This window comes from Kineobactrum sediminis (genome assembly GCF_002868715.1).
Taxonomy (GTDB): Bacteria; Pseudomonadota; Gammaproteobacteria; order Pseudomonadales; family Halieaceae; genus Kineobactrum; species Kineobactrum sediminis.
On sequence record NZ_PKLZ01000008.1, the window covers coordinates 183,723 to 200,643 of the forward strand.

General features: G+C 57.9%; 15 protein-coding genes, 1 tRNA gene and 1 other RNA gene. 3 read left to right on the forward strand and 14 right to left on the reverse strand.

Annotated features, from left to right (window positions below):
- Position 1 precedes the first annotated feature (1 nt).
- The 10 genes from CWI75_RS10575 to ffs form a co-directional block, all read right to left on the reverse strand.
- Positions 2–847, reverse strand: coding sequence for an AAA family ATPase (locus tag CWI75_RS10575; protein ID WP_101521470.1), 846 nt, complete (start codon positions 845–847; stop codon positions 2–4).
- Between the two features lie 61 nt (positions 848–908).
- A complete protein-coding gene (locus CWI75_RS10580; RefSeq protein ID WP_101521471.1) occupies positions 909–2,420 on the reverse strand; it encodes a vWA domain-containing protein in 1,512 nt (503 codons plus the stop codon).
- Between the two features lie 12 nt (positions 2,421–2,432).
- A complete protein-coding gene (locus tag CWI75_RS10585) occupies positions 2,433–2,789 on the reverse strand; it encodes a hypothetical protein (RefSeq protein ID WP_101521472.1) in 357 nt (118 codons plus the stop codon).
- A gap of 8 nt (positions 2,790–2,797) precedes the next feature.
- Complete coding sequence (locus tag CWI75_RS10590; RefSeq protein WP_241521175.1) at positions 2,798–3,232, reverse strand: YcgN family cysteine cluster protein; 435 nt, start codon at positions 3,230–3,232, stop codon at positions 2,798–2,800.
- Positions 3,225–3,494 carry a YcgL domain-containing protein gene (locus tag CWI75_RS10595; RefSeq protein ID WP_101521474.1) on the reverse strand — a complete coding sequence of 90 codons (270 nt, stop codon included), beginning with the start codon at positions 3,492–3,494 and terminating at the stop codon, positions 3,225–3,227. The genes CWI75_RS10590 and CWI75_RS10595 overlap by 8 nt, the downstream gene beginning before the upstream one ends.
- Entirely contained in the window at positions 3,494–4,609 is a 1,116-nt protein-coding gene (gene rnd, locus CWI75_RS10600) for a ribonuclease D (RefSeq protein WP_101521475.1), read from the reverse strand. Before rnd ends, CWI75_RS10595 begins: the two co-directional genes overlap by 1 nt.
- Positions 4,610–5,218 carry a recombination mediator RecR gene (recR, locus tag CWI75_RS10605; RefSeq protein ID WP_101521476.1) on the reverse strand — a complete coding sequence of 203 codons (609 nt, stop codon included), beginning with the start codon at positions 5,216–5,218 and terminating at the stop codon, positions 4,610–4,612.
- 10 nt (positions 5,219–5,228) lie between these two features.
- On the reverse strand, positions 5,229–5,552 hold the full coding sequence (locus CWI75_RS10610; protein WP_101521477.1) for a YbaB/EbfC family nucleoid-associated protein: 324 nt from the start codon (positions 5,550–5,552) through the stop codon (positions 5,229–5,231).
- A 9-nt stretch (positions 5,553–5,561) separates the two neighbouring features.
- Complete coding sequence (gene dnaX, locus CWI75_RS10615; RefSeq protein WP_101521478.1) at positions 5,562–7,292, reverse strand: DNA polymerase III subunit gamma/tau; 1,731 nt, start codon at positions 7,290–7,292, stop codon at positions 5,562–5,564.
- Positions 7,293–7,378: 86 nt separating this feature from the next.
- Positions 7,379–7,475: signal recognition particle sRNA small type (gene ffs / locus CWI75_RS10620), an RNA gene on the reverse strand.
- Between the two features lie 137 nt (positions 7,476–7,612).
- Between ffs and CWI75_RS10625 the strand changes: the two genes are divergently transcribed.
- Genes CWI75_RS10625 through CWI75_RS10635 form a run of 3 tightly spaced genes read left to right on the forward strand, consistent with a single transcriptional unit; the run spans position 7,613 to position 12,538 of the window.
- Complete coding sequence (locus CWI75_RS10625; RefSeq protein WP_162300054.1) at positions 7,613–8,749, forward strand: efflux RND transporter periplasmic adaptor subunit; 1,137 nt, start codon at positions 7,613–7,615, stop codon at positions 8,747–8,749.
- A 1-nt stretch (position 8,750) separates the two neighbouring features.
- Positions 8,751–11,879 carry an efflux RND transporter permease subunit gene (locus tag CWI75_RS10630; protein ID WP_101521480.1) on the forward strand — a complete coding sequence of 1,043 codons (3,129 nt, stop codon included), beginning with the start codon at positions 8,751–8,753 and terminating at the stop codon, positions 11,877–11,879.
- A complete protein-coding gene (locus CWI75_RS10635) occupies positions 11,876–12,538 on the forward strand; it encodes a TetR/AcrR family transcriptional regulator (RefSeq protein WP_101521481.1) in 663 nt (220 codons plus the stop codon). The genes CWI75_RS10630 and CWI75_RS10635 overlap by 4 nt, the downstream gene beginning before the upstream one ends.
- A gap of 646 nt (positions 12,539–13,184) precedes the next feature.
- Here the strand turns inward: CWI75_RS10635 and CWI75_RS10645 are convergent.
- From CWI75_RS10645 to CWI75_RS10660, 4 genes are all read right to left on the reverse strand, one after another.
- Entirely contained in the window at positions 13,185–14,429 is a 1,245-nt protein-coding gene (locus tag CWI75_RS10645; RefSeq protein WP_101521483.1) for an amidohydrolase family protein, read from the reverse strand.
- Complete coding sequence (locus CWI75_RS10650) at positions 14,426–15,667, reverse strand: amidohydrolase (protein ID WP_241521176.1); 1,242 nt, start codon at positions 15,665–15,667, stop codon at positions 14,426–14,428. Before CWI75_RS10650 ends, CWI75_RS10645 begins: the two co-directional genes overlap by 4 nt.
- Before the next feature lie 376 nt (positions 15,668–16,043).
- Positions 16,044–16,532, reverse strand: coding sequence for a DUF2165 family protein (locus tag CWI75_RS10655; protein WP_101521484.1), 489 nt, complete (start codon positions 16,530–16,532; stop codon positions 16,044–16,046).
- A gap of 253 nt (positions 16,533–16,785) precedes the next feature.
- Positions 16,786–16,862 (reverse strand) — tRNA-Arg (locus CWI75_RS10660).
- Between the last annotated feature and the right edge of the window lie 59 nt (positions 16,863–16,921).

A 16,921-nucleotide genomic window follows, 5' to 3' on the forward strand; every position in this document is an offset into this window, starting at 1 on the left:
TTTAGCGGCTTTCCCTGCGATGCATAAAGGCCAGCCGTTCCAGCAAGTGCACATCCTGCTCATTCTTCAGGAGGGCGCCATAAAGCGGTGGAATCGCCTTACTGGCGTCGCGGTCCTTGAGAATGGCATCGGGTATATCGTCGGCCAGCAACAGTTTCAACCAGTCGATAAGCTCCGAGGTTGACGGCTTTTTCTTGAGGCCGGGGATACTGCGCAAATCGAAGAAGATTTCCATCGCTTCCTTGACCAGCGATTGGGCAATGCCGGGATGGTGCACGTCTACGATCGAGCGCATGGTCTCGCGATCGGGAAAATTGATAAAGTGGAAAAAGCAACGCCGCAGGAACGCATCGGGGAGCTCTTTTTCGTTGTTGCTGGTAATGATTATGATCGGCCTGTGTCGGGCCTTGATGGTAGCACCCGTCTCGTAGACAAAGAATTCCATCCGGTCCAGTTCCACCAGCAGATCGTTGGGAAACTCAATGTCTGCCTTGTCGATCTCGTCGATCAGCAGAACGACCTGTTCGTCGGCATCAAAGGCCTCCCACAGCTTGCCCTTCTTGATATAGTTGGCGATGTCGTGCACTTTCTCGTCGCCGAGCTGGGAGTCGCGGAGCCTGGATACGGCATCGTACTCGTAAAGCCCCTGCTGGGCCTTGGTGGTACTTTTAATGTGCCACTGGATCAGGCGCTTGCCCAGCCCCAGGGCGACTTCTTCCGCCAGCATGGTCTTGCCCGTGCCGGGCTCGCCCTTGATCAGCAGTGGCCGCTGCAATGCGACCGCCGCGTTCACCGCCATGCGCAGGTCCGCCGTGGCGATGTAGCGTTCGGTTCCCTCAAATTTCATAATCAGTCCGTTAACAGGTAAAAAGTAAAGCGCACAAGGTTAGCGATGGCGGGCCCCCAGATCAAGGCGATTTATTATCATCGTCATCTGCGCGCATCCCGGCCACTGCCGACGCTTCCGAATCCGCAGGTGCCTGCTGGAATCGTTGCCGCCACAATTCGAGCTTGCGCTGCTTGCGCCGGCGCAGCAGCCAAAGCCCGAGCGCAAGGGCCGCCAACAGGATTCCCGCCAGGGTCAGTGCCGGGCGTAAAAAGTCATCTTCGGGCACGGCAACCGGCCGGGTACTGATTGAGGGTGTCACCACCGGCGCAACCACGTCCACGTACATCGGCAATTCGCGCTGCAGCGTCGGCCCGGCAAGCAAGACGGTAATTTCATACCGGCCACCGGTTTCAAAGGGAGGAATGCTGACCCGGTATTCACCTGTTTCCGGCACTGGGTAAAGGCCGCTGACATCAATCGTATTCCGATAGTCATCGGGGCCGGTAATGACCACGTTGATATCAAACACTTCCAGCAACTCGGGACTGGTGATCACCTCGCCACTCTCGCGCAGGCGGATCCCGAGCTCGGTAACCCGGCCCGACGGCAAGCTATTGGGTAGTGGGTCAACCTCCAGTTCCAGGTCGGAAATCACCGACACCCGGGTACGTGCGCCATCGGGCGCCTGCAGCGTCCAGCCTCCTCGCTCGGGATCAACCACTGTGACCAGGGCGAACTGGCTACTACGAAACCAGTCCACTCCAGGGCGCTCGTCGCCGGGGGCAAAGAGGTCCCCCGAGGGGCTGACCAGGGAAACCACTGTGTCTGCCTGTTCATAGAACACCAGAGCGGTGAATTCGTCGACAGTATCGTCAATCAGGAAAATATTGCCTATAACGGGCACGCGGGGGGTGGGGGCGACCATTTCCAGCGAGCGCACGAAAATTTCCGTCAACTGGGCCGCAGTTTGTGCTTTTTCGGCACTGCCGGCAGACGCGTGAGCCAGTGAGCGCAGGAAGTCCCAGTCGGCTTCATCGGAAAGAGCGATGGTATGTACCGGTATACCCGTTGCACCCAGGTCCGGCGCGGTGTCCGTCAGCAATTCGCGCGCTGCGGCGGCATTTGCCATCGGCGATGCGGAAACGTCGACCTTGCCGTCGGTGAGCAGCACAATACTGGTGCGATACTCCGGGTTCATGCTGCCCAGATCATAGGTTGCCGCTTCCAGGGCGGCGGGGATATTGGTTCGCTGCCCCGAATTGTCAATCGCCCCCACCGCCTCAAGCGCACGTTCCCGCCAGGCCGCATCAACCTTTTGATGCGGCACAATCTGGGTCACGGATTCACCGAATATCCACACACCGGCTCGAGCGTCCTCGGGCAACAATCGTACGATGAGTTCCAGTGCGGGCCGGCGCAGATTCTCGGGATCAGACTGCTTCATGCTGCCCGAAATATCGATCAGCAGCCGCAGGTCCGGCTTTGGCCCGAGACTCGTGTCCGCCCTGGGTGCCGCTGCAACCAGCAGGGCACATACAAGGACCATTAATAGAGCGACAAACTGGCCACGATTGACAGATAGCTGTTGCATGGTTGGTTCTCCTCAGCTGCGCCCGGCAGTAGTTTCGCGACCGTTGCGCAATAGCACCAGTCGTAGAAAAAGAGTGATCAAAACCGCCAGCCCCAGGGCAACTGCCAACGGTCGAAACGCGTGTTGAGCGGCCTCGGGACCTGCAGTCAACAGCTGGAAAGCCGCCACCACCAGCGCCGGTGCAAGCGTCGTAATGCCCTCGTGAGGGTAAGCCGGGGTAAGCAGCAAAGCAGCGCCCACCAGTACCAGCAACCAGATCCAGACCGGCCGCCAGCTGTGCCGCAGCCACCACGCCATGGCCAGCAGCGCTATCAGCGCCGCGCCAATATAGATCAGCATTGCCGCCAGATAACCGCCCTCACCTGCCATACATTTTCCTACTCAACCCAGTGGATGATATGTTCATCATAACCTTGCGGATGCACGTGCTCTTCTGATATTGCCCTTCCACGGATGGAAATGCCAGCGGCGTGCACCGATTGCGGATCGCCTGTGCGCAGCGGATGCCACTCGGGAAGCGGTTCTCCCCGCGCCCGCAACCGGTAGGCACAGGTCGGTGGCAGCCACTCGAGGGCGGCGCTGTTGGTTGGCGTCAGTTCAATACATTCCGGCACCAGCCGGGTGCGTTCGCTATAGCGGGTACAACTGCAACGGTTTTCGTTCAGGTAGCGGCAACGAATACGGGTGAAAAAAATATCGCCGGTGTCTTGGTCTTCAAGCTTGTGCAGGCAGCAGCGGGCGCAACCATCACACAGCGCCTCCCACTGCTCGGTGTTGAGTGCTTCCAGGGGTTGCTCCCACCACTCACTCACCGATTCCCTCCCGCTGCAGTAGCGTCGCCGCACTGGGCGGCATCTGCAGGAAAAAACCCTGCGCCTCAATGCCCGCAAGCACATCTGCCACAGCCACCCGCGCCAGGCGGCGCTCCGGCTTCAACAATAACACCATAACCGGCTGTGGATCACCAAAACGAGCCAGCAAGGCCTCGGGCACATCCTCGAGGCCACGCTGCTTGTCAACGTACAGATACATTTCAGCCGTGCGCGGACTTCTGAACACCTGACAGATGCGCATCAGCCCAACTCACCGGCAAGGGTTTCACGCAGGGGCTTCAGTGCAATATCACGACGCCAGCCGGTCCAGGACAAGGGCTCGGGCAGGTCGGCACCCATTGCCTGGCGCAGTAGCAGTTCATAGTCGCGCGCCTGCAACAACACCTCCGGGGCCACTCCCTGTTCCGCAGCCACGGCCCTGGCCCGGGTTTTCAGCCTGGCCAGCAGTTTGCGGGCTCCAGCATCCAGTGGCTGGGGCAGCTGCGGTGGCAAAGCATCGTCGGCCAGTGACTGCTGTTGCGCAAGCAAGGCAAGCAGCGTATCGCCGTCACGGCGAATGACCCCACCACTGAGCCCTTCCACTCGCGCCAACTCCGCCGTGGACTGGGGATTGTTCGTGGCCAGGGCCAGGCAGGTGGCATCATCAATGATCCAGCCCCGGGGCTTGTTGCGCTGCCGGGCGACCTCTTCGCGCCAGTCACACAGCGCCGACAGCCTGGCCAGTTGGCGCCGGCCCAGTTTCCAGGATGATTTGACACGCTGGGCATAGTTTACAGCGGGAGCCCGAAATGCAGCCAGGGTATCCCGGCCATCTGCCAGCACCCAGTCGAGCTTGTCCTGAGCCACGCATTGCGCCTGCAAGTGACGCCAGGCGGGTAGCAAATGAGCAACGTCTTGCGCCGCGTACTCGCACTGCGAAGCGGTGAGCGGGCGCTGCAGCCAGTCGGAGCGGGTTTCGCCCTTGGGCAGATCAATACCACACAGGTCCAGTACCAGTGCCCGGTAGCCCATCCCGAAGCCTTGATTGATCAGTGCTGCGGCCCGCTGGGTATCGAACAGGGGTTCCGGCAGCACCCCCAGCCAGCGCTCAAAGACCTCAAGGTCCTCGCTGGCGGAATGCAGCACCTTTACCACACGGGGATTGCGCAGCAACTGCCGCATCGGCTCCAGATCCTCCAGCGCCAGCGGGTCGACCAGCCAGGCATCGTCGCCAAAGCAGAGTTGCACGAGGGCGACCTGGGGATAGAACGTGTTGGTACGCATGAATTCGGTATCCACGGCGACCGCCTCGCAATCCCCGTGGTCCGCGAGCACCTGCGCCAGCGCGGCATCCGATTCAATTAATTGCCAATCCATTTATTGCTCCTGCAACAACTGTCTGCGCCCGGTGAAAGCGTGAGCCAGGGTATTGCCATCAACATACTCAAGTTCGCCACCCAGCGGCACGCCGTGGGCGATACGCGACACCTTTATGCCTCGGGGTAACAACATATCGGTGAGATAGTAAGCGGTAGCCTCACCCTCCACCGTGGGGTTCGTGGCCAGAATCACTTCAGCGATACCCTCTTCCAGCACCCGGTCACGGAACTTGTCGAGGCCAATCTCCCGCGGGCCAATGCCGTCGATGGGCGACAGATGCCCCATCAATACAAAATAGAGGCCGCGGTAACTGCCGCTTAGCTCAACGGCCAGCACATCCGCGGGCGTTTCCAGCACGCAGATGACCTGACGATCACGCCGGGTATCGGAACAGATCTCACAAATATCAAGCTCGGTAAAATTGCGGCACAAGCTGCAGTGATCGATCCTGGCAACAGCGGTCTCCAGGGCCGATGCCAACGCCATGGCGCCCTCGCGATCACGCTCCAGTAGATGTAGCGTCATTCGCTGGGCAGACTTCGGCCCAACACCGGGCAGGCAGCGCAGAGCCTCTATGAGGTTGGTCAGGGACGGGCTGAACTTCATTGCACAGCTCTCAAAACGGCAGCTTGAAGCCCGGCGGCAGATTAAGCCCCGAAGCCAGGCCGGACATGGCCTCCTTATTATGGGCCTCGACTTTACGCACGGCATCATTTACCGCCGCCGCGAGCAGATCCTCAAGCACTTCCTTGTCCTCGGTCAGCACACTGTCGTCAATACTCACCCGCTTGACATCGTGACGACCGGTCATGACAACCGTCACCAGGCCCGCAGCGGCTTCTCCCTGAACCTCTGCCCTGGCCAGCTCTTCCTGTACCTTTTCCATATCAGCCTGCATTTTCTGCGCCTGCTGCATCATGTCTGTAATACTGCCCTTCATGCCGTTTCCTCAGGGATCCATTGGCGTAATCGATGACCGATCCAACTCGCCGTCAAAATGCCGGATCAGTTGCTGTAGTTGCGGGTCACACTCAATGGCCTGAACCGCTTCGCGCTGGCGCTCTGCCGCCAGCCTGTTGGTACGCTGCGCCGGTGTTTCGATGGTGGGCTTGCCAGGCTCAATAGAGACAGACACCGGCCGACTCAAGTAGTTCTGCAATGCCAGCCGTATCTTGTCGCTGTGCCCGCTATTGAACAGGCTGGCGTGATCCTGGTCGAGTACAAAAATAAAGTGATCATCCCTCTGCTCGCGCAGCACGCAGTGTGACGCTATATTATAGACGATCCCAACCAGGCCCAGCCCCGCCAGCAATTCAGCCCACGCTTGCGGTGCTGTATCCGCGGCGGGATTGGTGGTTGCGGGTAAGGCCGGATCGGCAGCCGAGACTGTAGCTGGCACGTCGTGGGACACGCTGATCGGCGCTGCGGTCGCTACCGGAGAGGAAGTAACAGTGGCAGCCGGAATGGCAATAGTGGTCGGGGCCGGATCGGGGAGCCCACCCTGGGGCTCAACCGACTTTTTTGCGCCGCCACCGACCTCCCCGGCGGCAGGCGCAGGACCCTGATCACCCGATACCGGCATTCCGCCCGGCAACACCGCCGGCCTGAACGCCAGCATCCGCAGCAGCGTCATTTCGAAGCCTCCGCGAGGTTCCGCGGCGTAAGCCAGGTCACGCTTGCCATTGAGCACCATCTGGTAAAAAAGCTGGGCGTCCTCCGCGCTGATAATTGCCGCCAGGGCCTCCACCCGCTCGGCGTCACCGCGACTGTTATCCAGCCTGCCCGGCAGAGCCTGGGCAATCGCTACCCGATGCAACAGGGACAGCATTTCATCAAGGCTGGACTCAAAATCCGGAGCGTGCTCAGCCATCGTCGCAACGGTATCCAGTACCGCCGCAGGGTCTGCCGCGGCCACCGCTTCCAGCAACTGGTAGACAAAGCGCATATCCACCGTGCCCAGCATGCTGCGGACAGCGGTTTCTGCAATAACCCCGGAGCCAAAGGCTATAGCCTGGTCGGTCAGGCTGAGTGCATCGCGCATACTGCCGTCAGCCGCGCGGCCAAGCAACCATAGTGCCGGTTCTTCAAAAGTGACCATCTCTTCGCCGAGAACGTGCGCCAGATGCCCGGCAATCTGCTCCGGAGCCATATTCTTCAGGTTGAACTGCAAACAGCGAGACAATACCGTTGCGGGCAACTTCTGCGGATCGGTGGTGGCAAGGAGAAACTTGACATGATCCGGCGGCTCTTCAAGAGTTTTGAGTAAGGCGTTAAAGCTGCTGTTCGATAGCATGTGCACCTCGTCGATGAGGTACACCTTGTAACGGGAACGGGTGGGCAAGTACTGCACGTTTTCCAGCAGGTCACGGGTGTCTTCGACCTTGGTACGCGACGCCGCATCCACTTCCAGCAGATCGACACTGCGCCCCTCGGCAATTTCCATGCAGGAGCTACACTGGCCGCAAGGTTGTGAGCTGACACCCACTTCACAGTTGAGGCTTTTGGCGAGAATACGCGCAATTGTCGTTTTACCAACGCCTCGCGTACCGGTAAACAGGTAGGCGTGATGCAGGCGGTTGTGGTCCAGTGCATTCACCAGGGCTTGCAGGACATGCTCCTGGCCGACCATTTCACTGAATCTGCGGGGTCGCCACTTGCGCGCCAGAACCTGATAGGACATGAAGACGGGGCCTTGCTACAAAAGCACTAGGATACACCAGCGAGGGGGCTAACAGAAAGGTTGGCGAAGCGCCGTAGTGGAGGTGACCCGGGCAGCCACACCCCGGCACACGAATCAGTAATTACCGTTGCTCCCTTCCGGGCCTGGCGGAGTTCACTACCTGTCGTTGCGAGGGGACCACCCGGATCACCACAATACCCTGCCCGCAATCGGCAAGGGCGCGCATTGTCGCGGAAACGGGCGCCGGCTGCAAGCACTTGACATCAATGTTAATTGCTGTAACTTTGCATGTTACTCCAATTAACATTGAGCAGATCCAGATGGCATCCCTTTACCGGCATTACCCCTCCCGCCAGCTCGCGCTGCTGTTGAGCCTGCTGCTTGCTGCCGGCCTGACCCTGATTCTGACTGTGCTGTTGCATGTAAGGGCCGGCATGGCGCAGCAGCATCCCGCACCAGAGCCACTGCCAGTCCTGACCACTCCTTTCACCCCACAGGATAATTACCAGCGCAGTGTTCGCTTTAGCGGCCTCCTCAAAGCCCGGGAAAAATCCAGCCTCGGGTTCGAGATTCCCGGCGTGTTAACCGAGCTCACGGTCCGTGAGGGCGACCGCGTAGCCGCGGGCACCGTTCTGGCGCGCCTGGATACTGATCGGCTTGCCGCGCAGCATCGGATCGCGACAGCCGAGCTGGCGGGTATCGAGGCGGAGCTGCAACTGGCGAGGCTGCGGGCCAAGCGGCAGCGGGATTTGCGCGCCAGTGGTGCCGTCTCCGAGCAGGACTTCGATGAAGCGCGACTGGCTGTAGTGGCCCTGGAGGCGGGACGACAAGCACTGAGCGAACGCCTGGAAAGCTTGGCTATTGACCTGGCCAATGCAACTTTATATGCCCCCTACGACGGCGCGGTTACGGCGCGCCGGGCAGATCCGGGCACCGTGGTTGCCGCCGGCAGCCCGGTAATACAGCTGGTGAGCACAGGCGCACCAGAGGCCCGCATCGGCCTGCCGGCACCGCAACTCGACACGCTGCAGCCGGGGCAGCGCTACCTGCTGGAGCTGCGCTCCGGGGCCGTGAAGGCAACCCTGCGCGCCGTGGGTGCAGACATCAATCCCCATACTCATACCGCCCTTGCGCTATTCGAATTACCTGATACCGCTAACGCACTCGACGGTGAAACCGTCAGCTTGCAATTGCAAGAGACCATTGCCGCGAACGGCGGCTGGCTGCCGATTAGCGCCCTGCTGGAAGGCGAGCGAGGCGCCTGGACCGTGCTGCGCCTGGAGCAGGCTACAGGGGGCTCCACCGTAGCCGTTCGCGAGGCCGTAGAAGTGCTCGCAGTGGATGGTGATCGCGCCTATGTACGCGGTAGCCTTGTATCCGGGCAAGACGTCATCGCCGATGGAGTTCATCGCATAGCGGCGGGTACACCGGTGCAAGCCCTGGACAGGGAGTACTGATATGCTGGCCCGCATACTGTATGGCAACGTCCGCTACTTTACTCTGCTGGTCCTGGTGATCATCATCGTGGGCCTGGCCGGCCTGCGCTCAATCGCCCGGCAGGAAGATCCCACCATCACCAATTTTGTTGCCACGCTAACCGCCTTCTACCCCGGTGCGGACCCCGCCCGCATTGAAGCCATGATCACCCGGCCTCTGGAAGATGAATTACGCGAAATCACCGAAATCGATGAAATCAGCTCGACCTCCTCCAGCGGTGTTGCATCGCTGCGCATTACCCTGGTTGAAACCCTCAGTGCAGAGAGCATCGAACGGGCCTGGTCGGAAATACGCGATGCGGCCAGCGATGCTGCCGCCGGTTTTCCGGTGGGTGCGTCGGCACCTGTGTTCGACGATGATCGCCTTAACGCCTACACCATGATTGTTGCCCTGAACGGGGCCAACGGCGTGGAAGTACCATTATCACTACTGCACCGGATAGCACTGGATTTTGCCGACCGTGCGCGTAACTTTTCCGGCACCAAACAGGTGGACCTTTATGGCGAACCTGAAGAAGAGGTACGAGTCGCGCTTGACGAACAGGCGATGGTAGCTCGCGGCCTCGGCCTGGCTGAAATAGCGGCGGCATTGCGGGCGGCCGATCCAAGGGTATCGGCAGGGCGGAGTATCGGGGACGACAACGAACTGATCATTGAAGTGGCCGGTGAATTTGATTCCCTGGCGCGGATTCGGGATGTCGTATTACGTGCCGATGCCGACGGCGGCGGCATCCTCCTGCGTGACATCGCTCGCGTCTACAAGACCCGGTCAACGCCACCGGCGGCGCGCGTACTGGCCCAGGGCAAGGAAGGCATCCTGGTGGGAATCGCCATGACCGACGGCCTCCAGGTAGACAAGTGGAGCAAGCAGTTCACTGACTTTGTTGCGGACTACCGGCTGCTCTCACCCCGGGGAGTCAATATTGAAATCAGTTACGACCAGAGCGTCTATACCGTCGAGCGCCTCAAAGGTGTCTCGGCCAACCTTGCAGTCGGTGTAGTTCTGGTGATTCTGGTACTGCTGTTCACCATGGGCTGGCGGGCGGCCCTGGTTGTGGCCTTTATCCTGCCGTTGTGTAGCCTGTTTTCCATCGCCGTACTCTATCAGCTGGGTGTAGCCATTCACCAGATGTCCGTTACCGGCCTGGTGGTCGCACTGGGCCTGCTGGTAGATGGATCCATCGTGATGACCGATGAAGTGCGAAAGCGTCTGATCGACCACGGCGACAGCGCCACGTCCGCCATTACCGGCGCGGTTGGACGTCTGCGGATACCACTACTGTCTTCTGCGACCACCACAGTACTGGCGTTTATGCCCATGGTTATCTTGCCCGGACCCTCGGGGGATTTTATGGGTTCTATTGCCATAGCTGTGGTGGTGATGCTGGTGGGCTCCCTGTTACTCGCCTTGATCGTGACCCCGGTTCTGGCCGCGTGGCTGCTGCCCAAGGGACTGACCAGGAAGGGCCACTGGTGGGAAACCGGCATCGACAGCGGGCGCTCGGGCGCGGCGTTGACTCGAAGTCTGGACTGGTCTTTGCGCAATCCCGGTAGTTCCATCGCCCTGGCACTGGTGCTACCCATTACCGGCTTCCTGAGCTTCCCTACCCTGACCGCACAATTTTTCCCGGGCACGGACAGGGACCAGATGTATCTTCAGGTTAAGCTCCCGGATGGTCGTTCGCTGCAGGATACCACCACGCTGGTCGAACAGCTGGATGCCCGGTTACGCGGGGACCCGCTAATTCGCCGTGTTGACTGGACCATTGGCGAGAGCGCTCCCGCCTTTTATTACAACATGTTCCGCAGCCGCGAACGGATGCCAAGCTGGGCGGAGGCGCTGGTACTCACCCGCAACGCTAAAGAAACCGATGACCTGATCAGGCGCCTGCAACGCGAAGTCGATACGGCGTATCCACAGGCGAGGATTATCGTTCGTGGCATTGATCAGGGACCACCGGTCAGTGCACCACTGGAAATTGAGATTTATGGTGACAACCTCGATATTTTGCGTGACCTTGGCGAGACGTTCCGCCTGCGCATGGAACAGCTGCCCGATGTCACCCACACCAATACCAGCCTGGTCGCAGGCGCCCCAAAACTGATATTCAACGCCGACCGCACTTTGCTGCAGCGATCGGGGCTGCAGGCCCGGGATGTTGCGGCGGCACTCGACGGGGCCCTGCGCGGGGTCACCGGTGGCGAATTACTGGAGGGCACCCAGCGTCTGCCGGTGCGCGCCCGGCTGGAAGAAAGTGCCTGGCGCAGTGCCGATGACATTGCCTCCCTGTACCTGCCGTTACCCAATGGCCTGGAGTCGCGCGCCGACACCCTCAATGCAGTGAGCCTGCGCAGCCTCGGCGACTTTACCCTGGCACCGTCACGCAGCCCGATTGCACGCACCAACGGCCAGCGCACAAACACTGTCCAGGCCTTTCTGACGCGGGGCATCCTGCCGGAAGAAGCACTGGAACAATTACGCCAGGATCTCACTGACAACCCAATACTGCTGCCCCAGGGCTATCGCTACGAATTTGGCGGAGATAGTGGCGAACGCGCCGAGGTTGTCGAGCAGATCATGGGGTCGATGGGACTGATTATCGCGCTGCTGATCGCCACTATCGTACTCACCTTCAACTCCTGGCGCCTTTCCGCAATCGCGATACTGGTCTGCATCTGCTCCATGGGCCTGAGCTTGCTTTCACTCGCCATTTTCCAGTATCCGTTCGGGGTGCAGGCCATGATCGGGGTAATAGGCTCGGTGGGGGTATCAATCAACGCGGCCATTATAATCATGACTGCATTGCAACTGGACGAGGGTGCCCTGGCTGGTGGTCTCTACGCGACGCGCAGGGTAGTGATGGGCTCAAGCCGGCATATCGTATCCACTACTGTGACAACTTTCGGTGGATTTTTACCACTGATTCTCGAAGGAAGCCAATTCTGGCCGCCCTTCGCAATGTCGATTGCCGGTGGCGTACTGTTATCTACGGTTGTATCGTTCTTTCTGGTACCCCCGATGTTTCTCCTGGTAAACCGGGTGGGCCGAAAAACCGTCGCTGCCGGCGCCATGACGGCGTCCCCAACATGAACAGAGAGCGACATGTCGTGAGCAAAACCGAAAAAAACAAACGCTACCATCATGGCGATTTGCGCAATGCGCTGATCATCGCTGCGGCAACCCTGATTGAGGAAAGAGGCAGTGAGGATTTTGCGATGATTGACGCCGCTCGCCGCGCCGGAGTAAGCAGCGCTGCACCCTATCGCCACTTCAAGGATAAAACGGCCCTGCTGGAGGCGGTACTCGAGTTTGCTTTTTTCACGCTCGGGCTCGAAGCCGAAGCCTGTGCGGCAAAAGAAGAACAAGGCAGTGTTGATGCCATTATCGCCATTGGCAAAGGCTACATCCGTTTTGTCACCGGGCACCCACAATTCTACAGCCTGATGTGGGGCGATTCGAGCCTGCGCCAGGTCGCCAAACCCGACCACAACGCCAGCAGCTCGGGCTTCTACGTACTCGAAGACACCGTGCGCGCCTGGTGCCTGAAAATAGGCCGCAGCGATGAGGATGCCCTCGCCCTGTCCATCAAACTCTGGGCCATGGCCCACGGCCTCAGCGGCATCGCCATGCACGGTCATATTGATCGCTTTCTCCCCGGCGCCGATGTCTACGCACTACTCGAAAGCACCACCCACACCTTTCTCGAAGGCGTCAAACACAGCAAACCGGGGTCAGGTCTCGCATTGTAGCAACAGCCGGGGTCAGGTCTCGCATTGCAGCATTGGTCCATTGATCCCTTTCCAGCCAACCCGTCTTGATTGACAACCCTTAAATTCGCCAGTTCCCCGGGGTTCCCGGGAAATTGACACCGATCTAATCTCCGGATATGTTGACAGGCTTACGGCCCAAAGATGTTTAAACATCCGGTGAAAACCAAAAATAATGAGGCCATTTCTATGAGCATCATTGATAACAACACCATAGGCCCGCCCGAAATATTCACGGATCACGAAATTGATCATGTGATGGAAAGAATAGCGTCGAACGCTCAAACCATCGAAACGCTTTGCATTGAAACACTAAGCCATATGTCCACCGATCGAGAAGATTGGGAGAAAAGCATAGAGATTTGTGAGAGTCTTATGCTTGCCAGTATGAGAAGTGCTCAACAAATCAGGTGGATTACTAACTGGTATAGCCAGCGGTTACGGGATTCGAATACAGACTAGAAGGCTATCGGTGAGGAGGCCCTGCGAGCCGGTAATCGCAACTTCATTCAAATTGATTCCGGCTATTTCGACAATCAGGTGCTTCACCCGCAGACCGCTGGCGGCGGTCAATGACGTTATGCAGATACGCCTGGCGCCAGCTGTATGCGGGATGCAAGCACAGGCGTTAAGAGGAAATATACCTGTCCCTTAGCTTGGTCTGTCGGGATTCCAGCTTGATTTCGGCACCCTTGATCAATATTTTTTCCGGGGCCTCCATCACCTGTAACGGATCTCCCGACCAAATCACCACATCGGCCACTTTGCCTGGCTCAAGACTGCCATAATCCTTATCGATCCCCAGCAATCGAGCAGTATTAATGGTCAGTGCTGCAAGACCCTGTTCCCAGGGTAAACCGTTGGCCACTGCATTGCCCGCATGCTGGGTTGCCAGACGCAGGTTATGTGTCTCCATGCCGATAGAAACACTGACACCTGAAGCATCCAATCTGCCCGCGTTGGCCATGGTCGCTCCCAGCTGTTCAAAGCTGACCGGCAAGTTGCTTTCAGGATCAACAATAACCGGTATTTCCGCCTCTGCAATTTCATCGGCAACACGCCAGCCTTCTGAGGCATATAGTAATACCAGATTCAAGTCCGGATAACGTTCCTTGAGAGCAACCACCTGACGAATATCGGCTTTGCGTCGAGCGTCGATAAACAGGGGGGTGTTACCAGACACCACTGGCAGCAGCGCATTAACATCTGCTTTGCTCATACTGCCGTTCCACTCATCTTTTGGGCCCAGTGCCTTGCCCTCCAGCGACCTCGCCTCAGCCAGGGCATTTTCCAGCTTTGGCCATAAAGCCGCCCGACTGCCCCCGCTGTTATCGGCACCTGCGTTGGCCACTGACAACGTCATGAATGCCTGTTTTTTCACCAGGTTGTCATCATCGCCCAGGCTGAATACCGCACCCTGGCCCCCAAACAGGCTGGGGGTATCGGACATTGCCGAGACACTTAATGTAAAGCCCTCGATGCGGCTTATTGCGATCAGCGTTGAGTCCGGATTAAAGGCATAGCTGACATCCAGCGCAGCACCATAAGGTGAGTAATTGACATCCACACTCTCGACAGTTGAATCCACCGTTCCGGCAGACATGCCCACCTCTACCAGCCCCAGCGACGTGTACGCGCCAATCAGGCCGGGCGTAACCACCTTGTCCGTAGCGTCGATTACCCGGTATCCCGCAGGCACCGTCTGTAGCTCGGAGACTGATTGAATACGACCGTCTTCGATAAGTACCATGCCTTTCCCAAGGCTACCCTGCGCGGACATGGTGTGCACGTGGCCACCAATTATGGCGACATTTTCAGCCTGCGCAGCGACGCAGCTCATGGCTGCAAGTAATACAATGGCGATGTGTCTCATTTTGCGTCTCCCTGGCCAGGCTGGCCCAGCTCAAAATCCTGCACCGGCCAGCTTTCCGGATCCTGGCGGTCATAGGCCAGTCCTCCGTCAATATAGACGCGCTCGGCCTTTGCATAAGTAGAGAACGGGTCGGTACTCCAAAGTACAAGGTCAGCATTTTTACCGACTTCAAGCGAACCGGTCTGGTCAAAAATCTTCAGTGATTTTGCCGGATTCGCTGACAACCATTGCCAGGCATCGGCTTTGGATATTTCGATACCGGCGCGCAAACCGTCACCCAATGCCTTGGCGGCCTCCTGGTTCAGACGCTGTATTCCCTGATCATCATCAGAATGAACAATCGCACAGGCGCCACCTTGATGCACCATGGGCACATTTTCACGAATACCGTCATAGGCTTCCATTTTGAAGCCCCACCAGTCAGCCCACATGGCTGAACAAACATTGTTCTCAGCCAGCAGGTCAGTGATTTTGTAGGCCTCGACAGCATGCTGGAAAGACGTTATCTGATAACCAAACTCTTTCATCAGATCCATCATGATGGCCATCTCATCGGCACGGTAACAGTGCATATGTACCATGATCTCATCATCCAGCACACCTACCAGAGTATCCATCGTAAGATCCCGCTTGGGAGGAGTCGGATTCTTGCCCGCCTTGTGTTCGGCGCGGTACTTTTCCCATTGGCGCTTGTAATCCTGCGCATCGGCCCAGGCCTGACGGTAGCCGGCCACATTACCCATGCGGGTCGACGGACCATCTTTTTTACTGCCGTATACTCTTTTGGGATTCTCACCACAGGCCATTTTAAGACCATAGGGCGCGCCGGGAAATTTCATGGACTGAACAGTACGATTCGGCAGGTTCTTTACCGTTATTGTGCGGCCACCCACCAGGTTGGCTGAGCCCGGCAGGATTTGCAACGCGGTTACGCCGCCCGCCAGTGCCCGACTAAAACCCGCATCCTGTACCCAGATGGAATGCTCCGCCCAGACCTGTGCGGTAACCGGCCTGGTCATTTCATTGCCGTCAGAATGGGAGTCAGTTCCCGGTGATGGATAAACCCCCAAATGACTGTGTACGTCAATGATGCCGGGGGTAACCCATTTGCCCGTACCATCCAGGACCTCTGCATTATCGGGAATCTGAAAATCCGTACCAACAGCAACTACCTTACCCGCTTCAAACAGCACCGAAGCGCCCTCAAGCATACCGCCAACACCGTCCAGCAGGGTCACGTTAGAGTGATCACCACAGGAGGTGATGGCAAGGGGGTGTAGGTGGTCGGGAAGGGATTTTTGTCTATTTCTACCAATGCTGGCTGGTCTGTGTTCGCCTGTTGCCCACAAGCAACAAGCGCACTCACTAACACCGCAGCGAGTGTTACTCGGGTAAAACCTGTCATATTGCCTCGTTCCTAAAACCGTCTGATCGTAAAATACACGCTATTTTCCATCAACCCAGGGACTGGGGTCAGATCTCGCATTGTAGCATCGAAGTACTGGTAAATTACCTGCTCCCAACCTGAGCCTGACAACTGACAACGCAAGCAGCTGAAAATTCATCGGAAACGTGGAAAGGCAAGGATCAATCGATCTGGGAAAGCACGCGCAGTCAATTATCCGGGAGGCTTATAAACAGGGTAACAAGAGCAATTGAACCCACATATTGAAAAGAGCCTGCTAAAGCACCCCCACCAAGCTCGGTCTGCCACATCTGGAAAAATGCGCCGCCAAGCACGGTAAACATGCCAAACCAGACGATCAAGCCAATGCCTGCCCCGATATAGGTAAAGTACTTTGCATGATTAAAAGCGGTAGCCGATTCCTTCCTTGCCAAAAAGAGATCCACCGCTGCTTTTGCCAATAGCACTCCCGCTGCCAATTCGAGCGCAATTACCAGTATCAGCAAACTGCTTACCAGTACCGGGTTCTCTATGGAAAAGGCAAAAGTATGTGGGTAGGCAACATGGTCTTGCATACTCAGAACGGTTGCCATGAACCACTGTGCCTCGGCAAAATTTGCCAGGTTTTGTGCGCCGTACAGAAGACATAGCAGCGCGAGAAACATAACGAGAATTATTTTTATATAACGAAGAGCCATGGTTCTACTCCTTTTCAGGCTTCAAGCGTTCAGGCATCAAATGATGATACGCGCACCTTGTCAATCACGATGCCACTCTATGGCATGCGGAGGGCCCTTTACATCGGGTGGACGCTGATCGATAAGGCGACGAGCAAGGTTTTCAGCTAAAGAAGGAAGACGGACCAGCAATAAGAACCGCCCTATTGGGGTTCCGGTCTTATAAAAACGACAAAAGAAGACTTCGGTTTTCTTTATATTTCAGAACCTTACATGGCGGGGGCAGAAGGACTCGAACCCTCGACCTACGGCTTAGAAGGCCGTTGCTCTATCCAGCTGAGCTATACCCCCCGAGGTATGTGGTGACACTTTTGGTGGCACTTTTCGCCTGTCGGTTGTCCGGGATGACA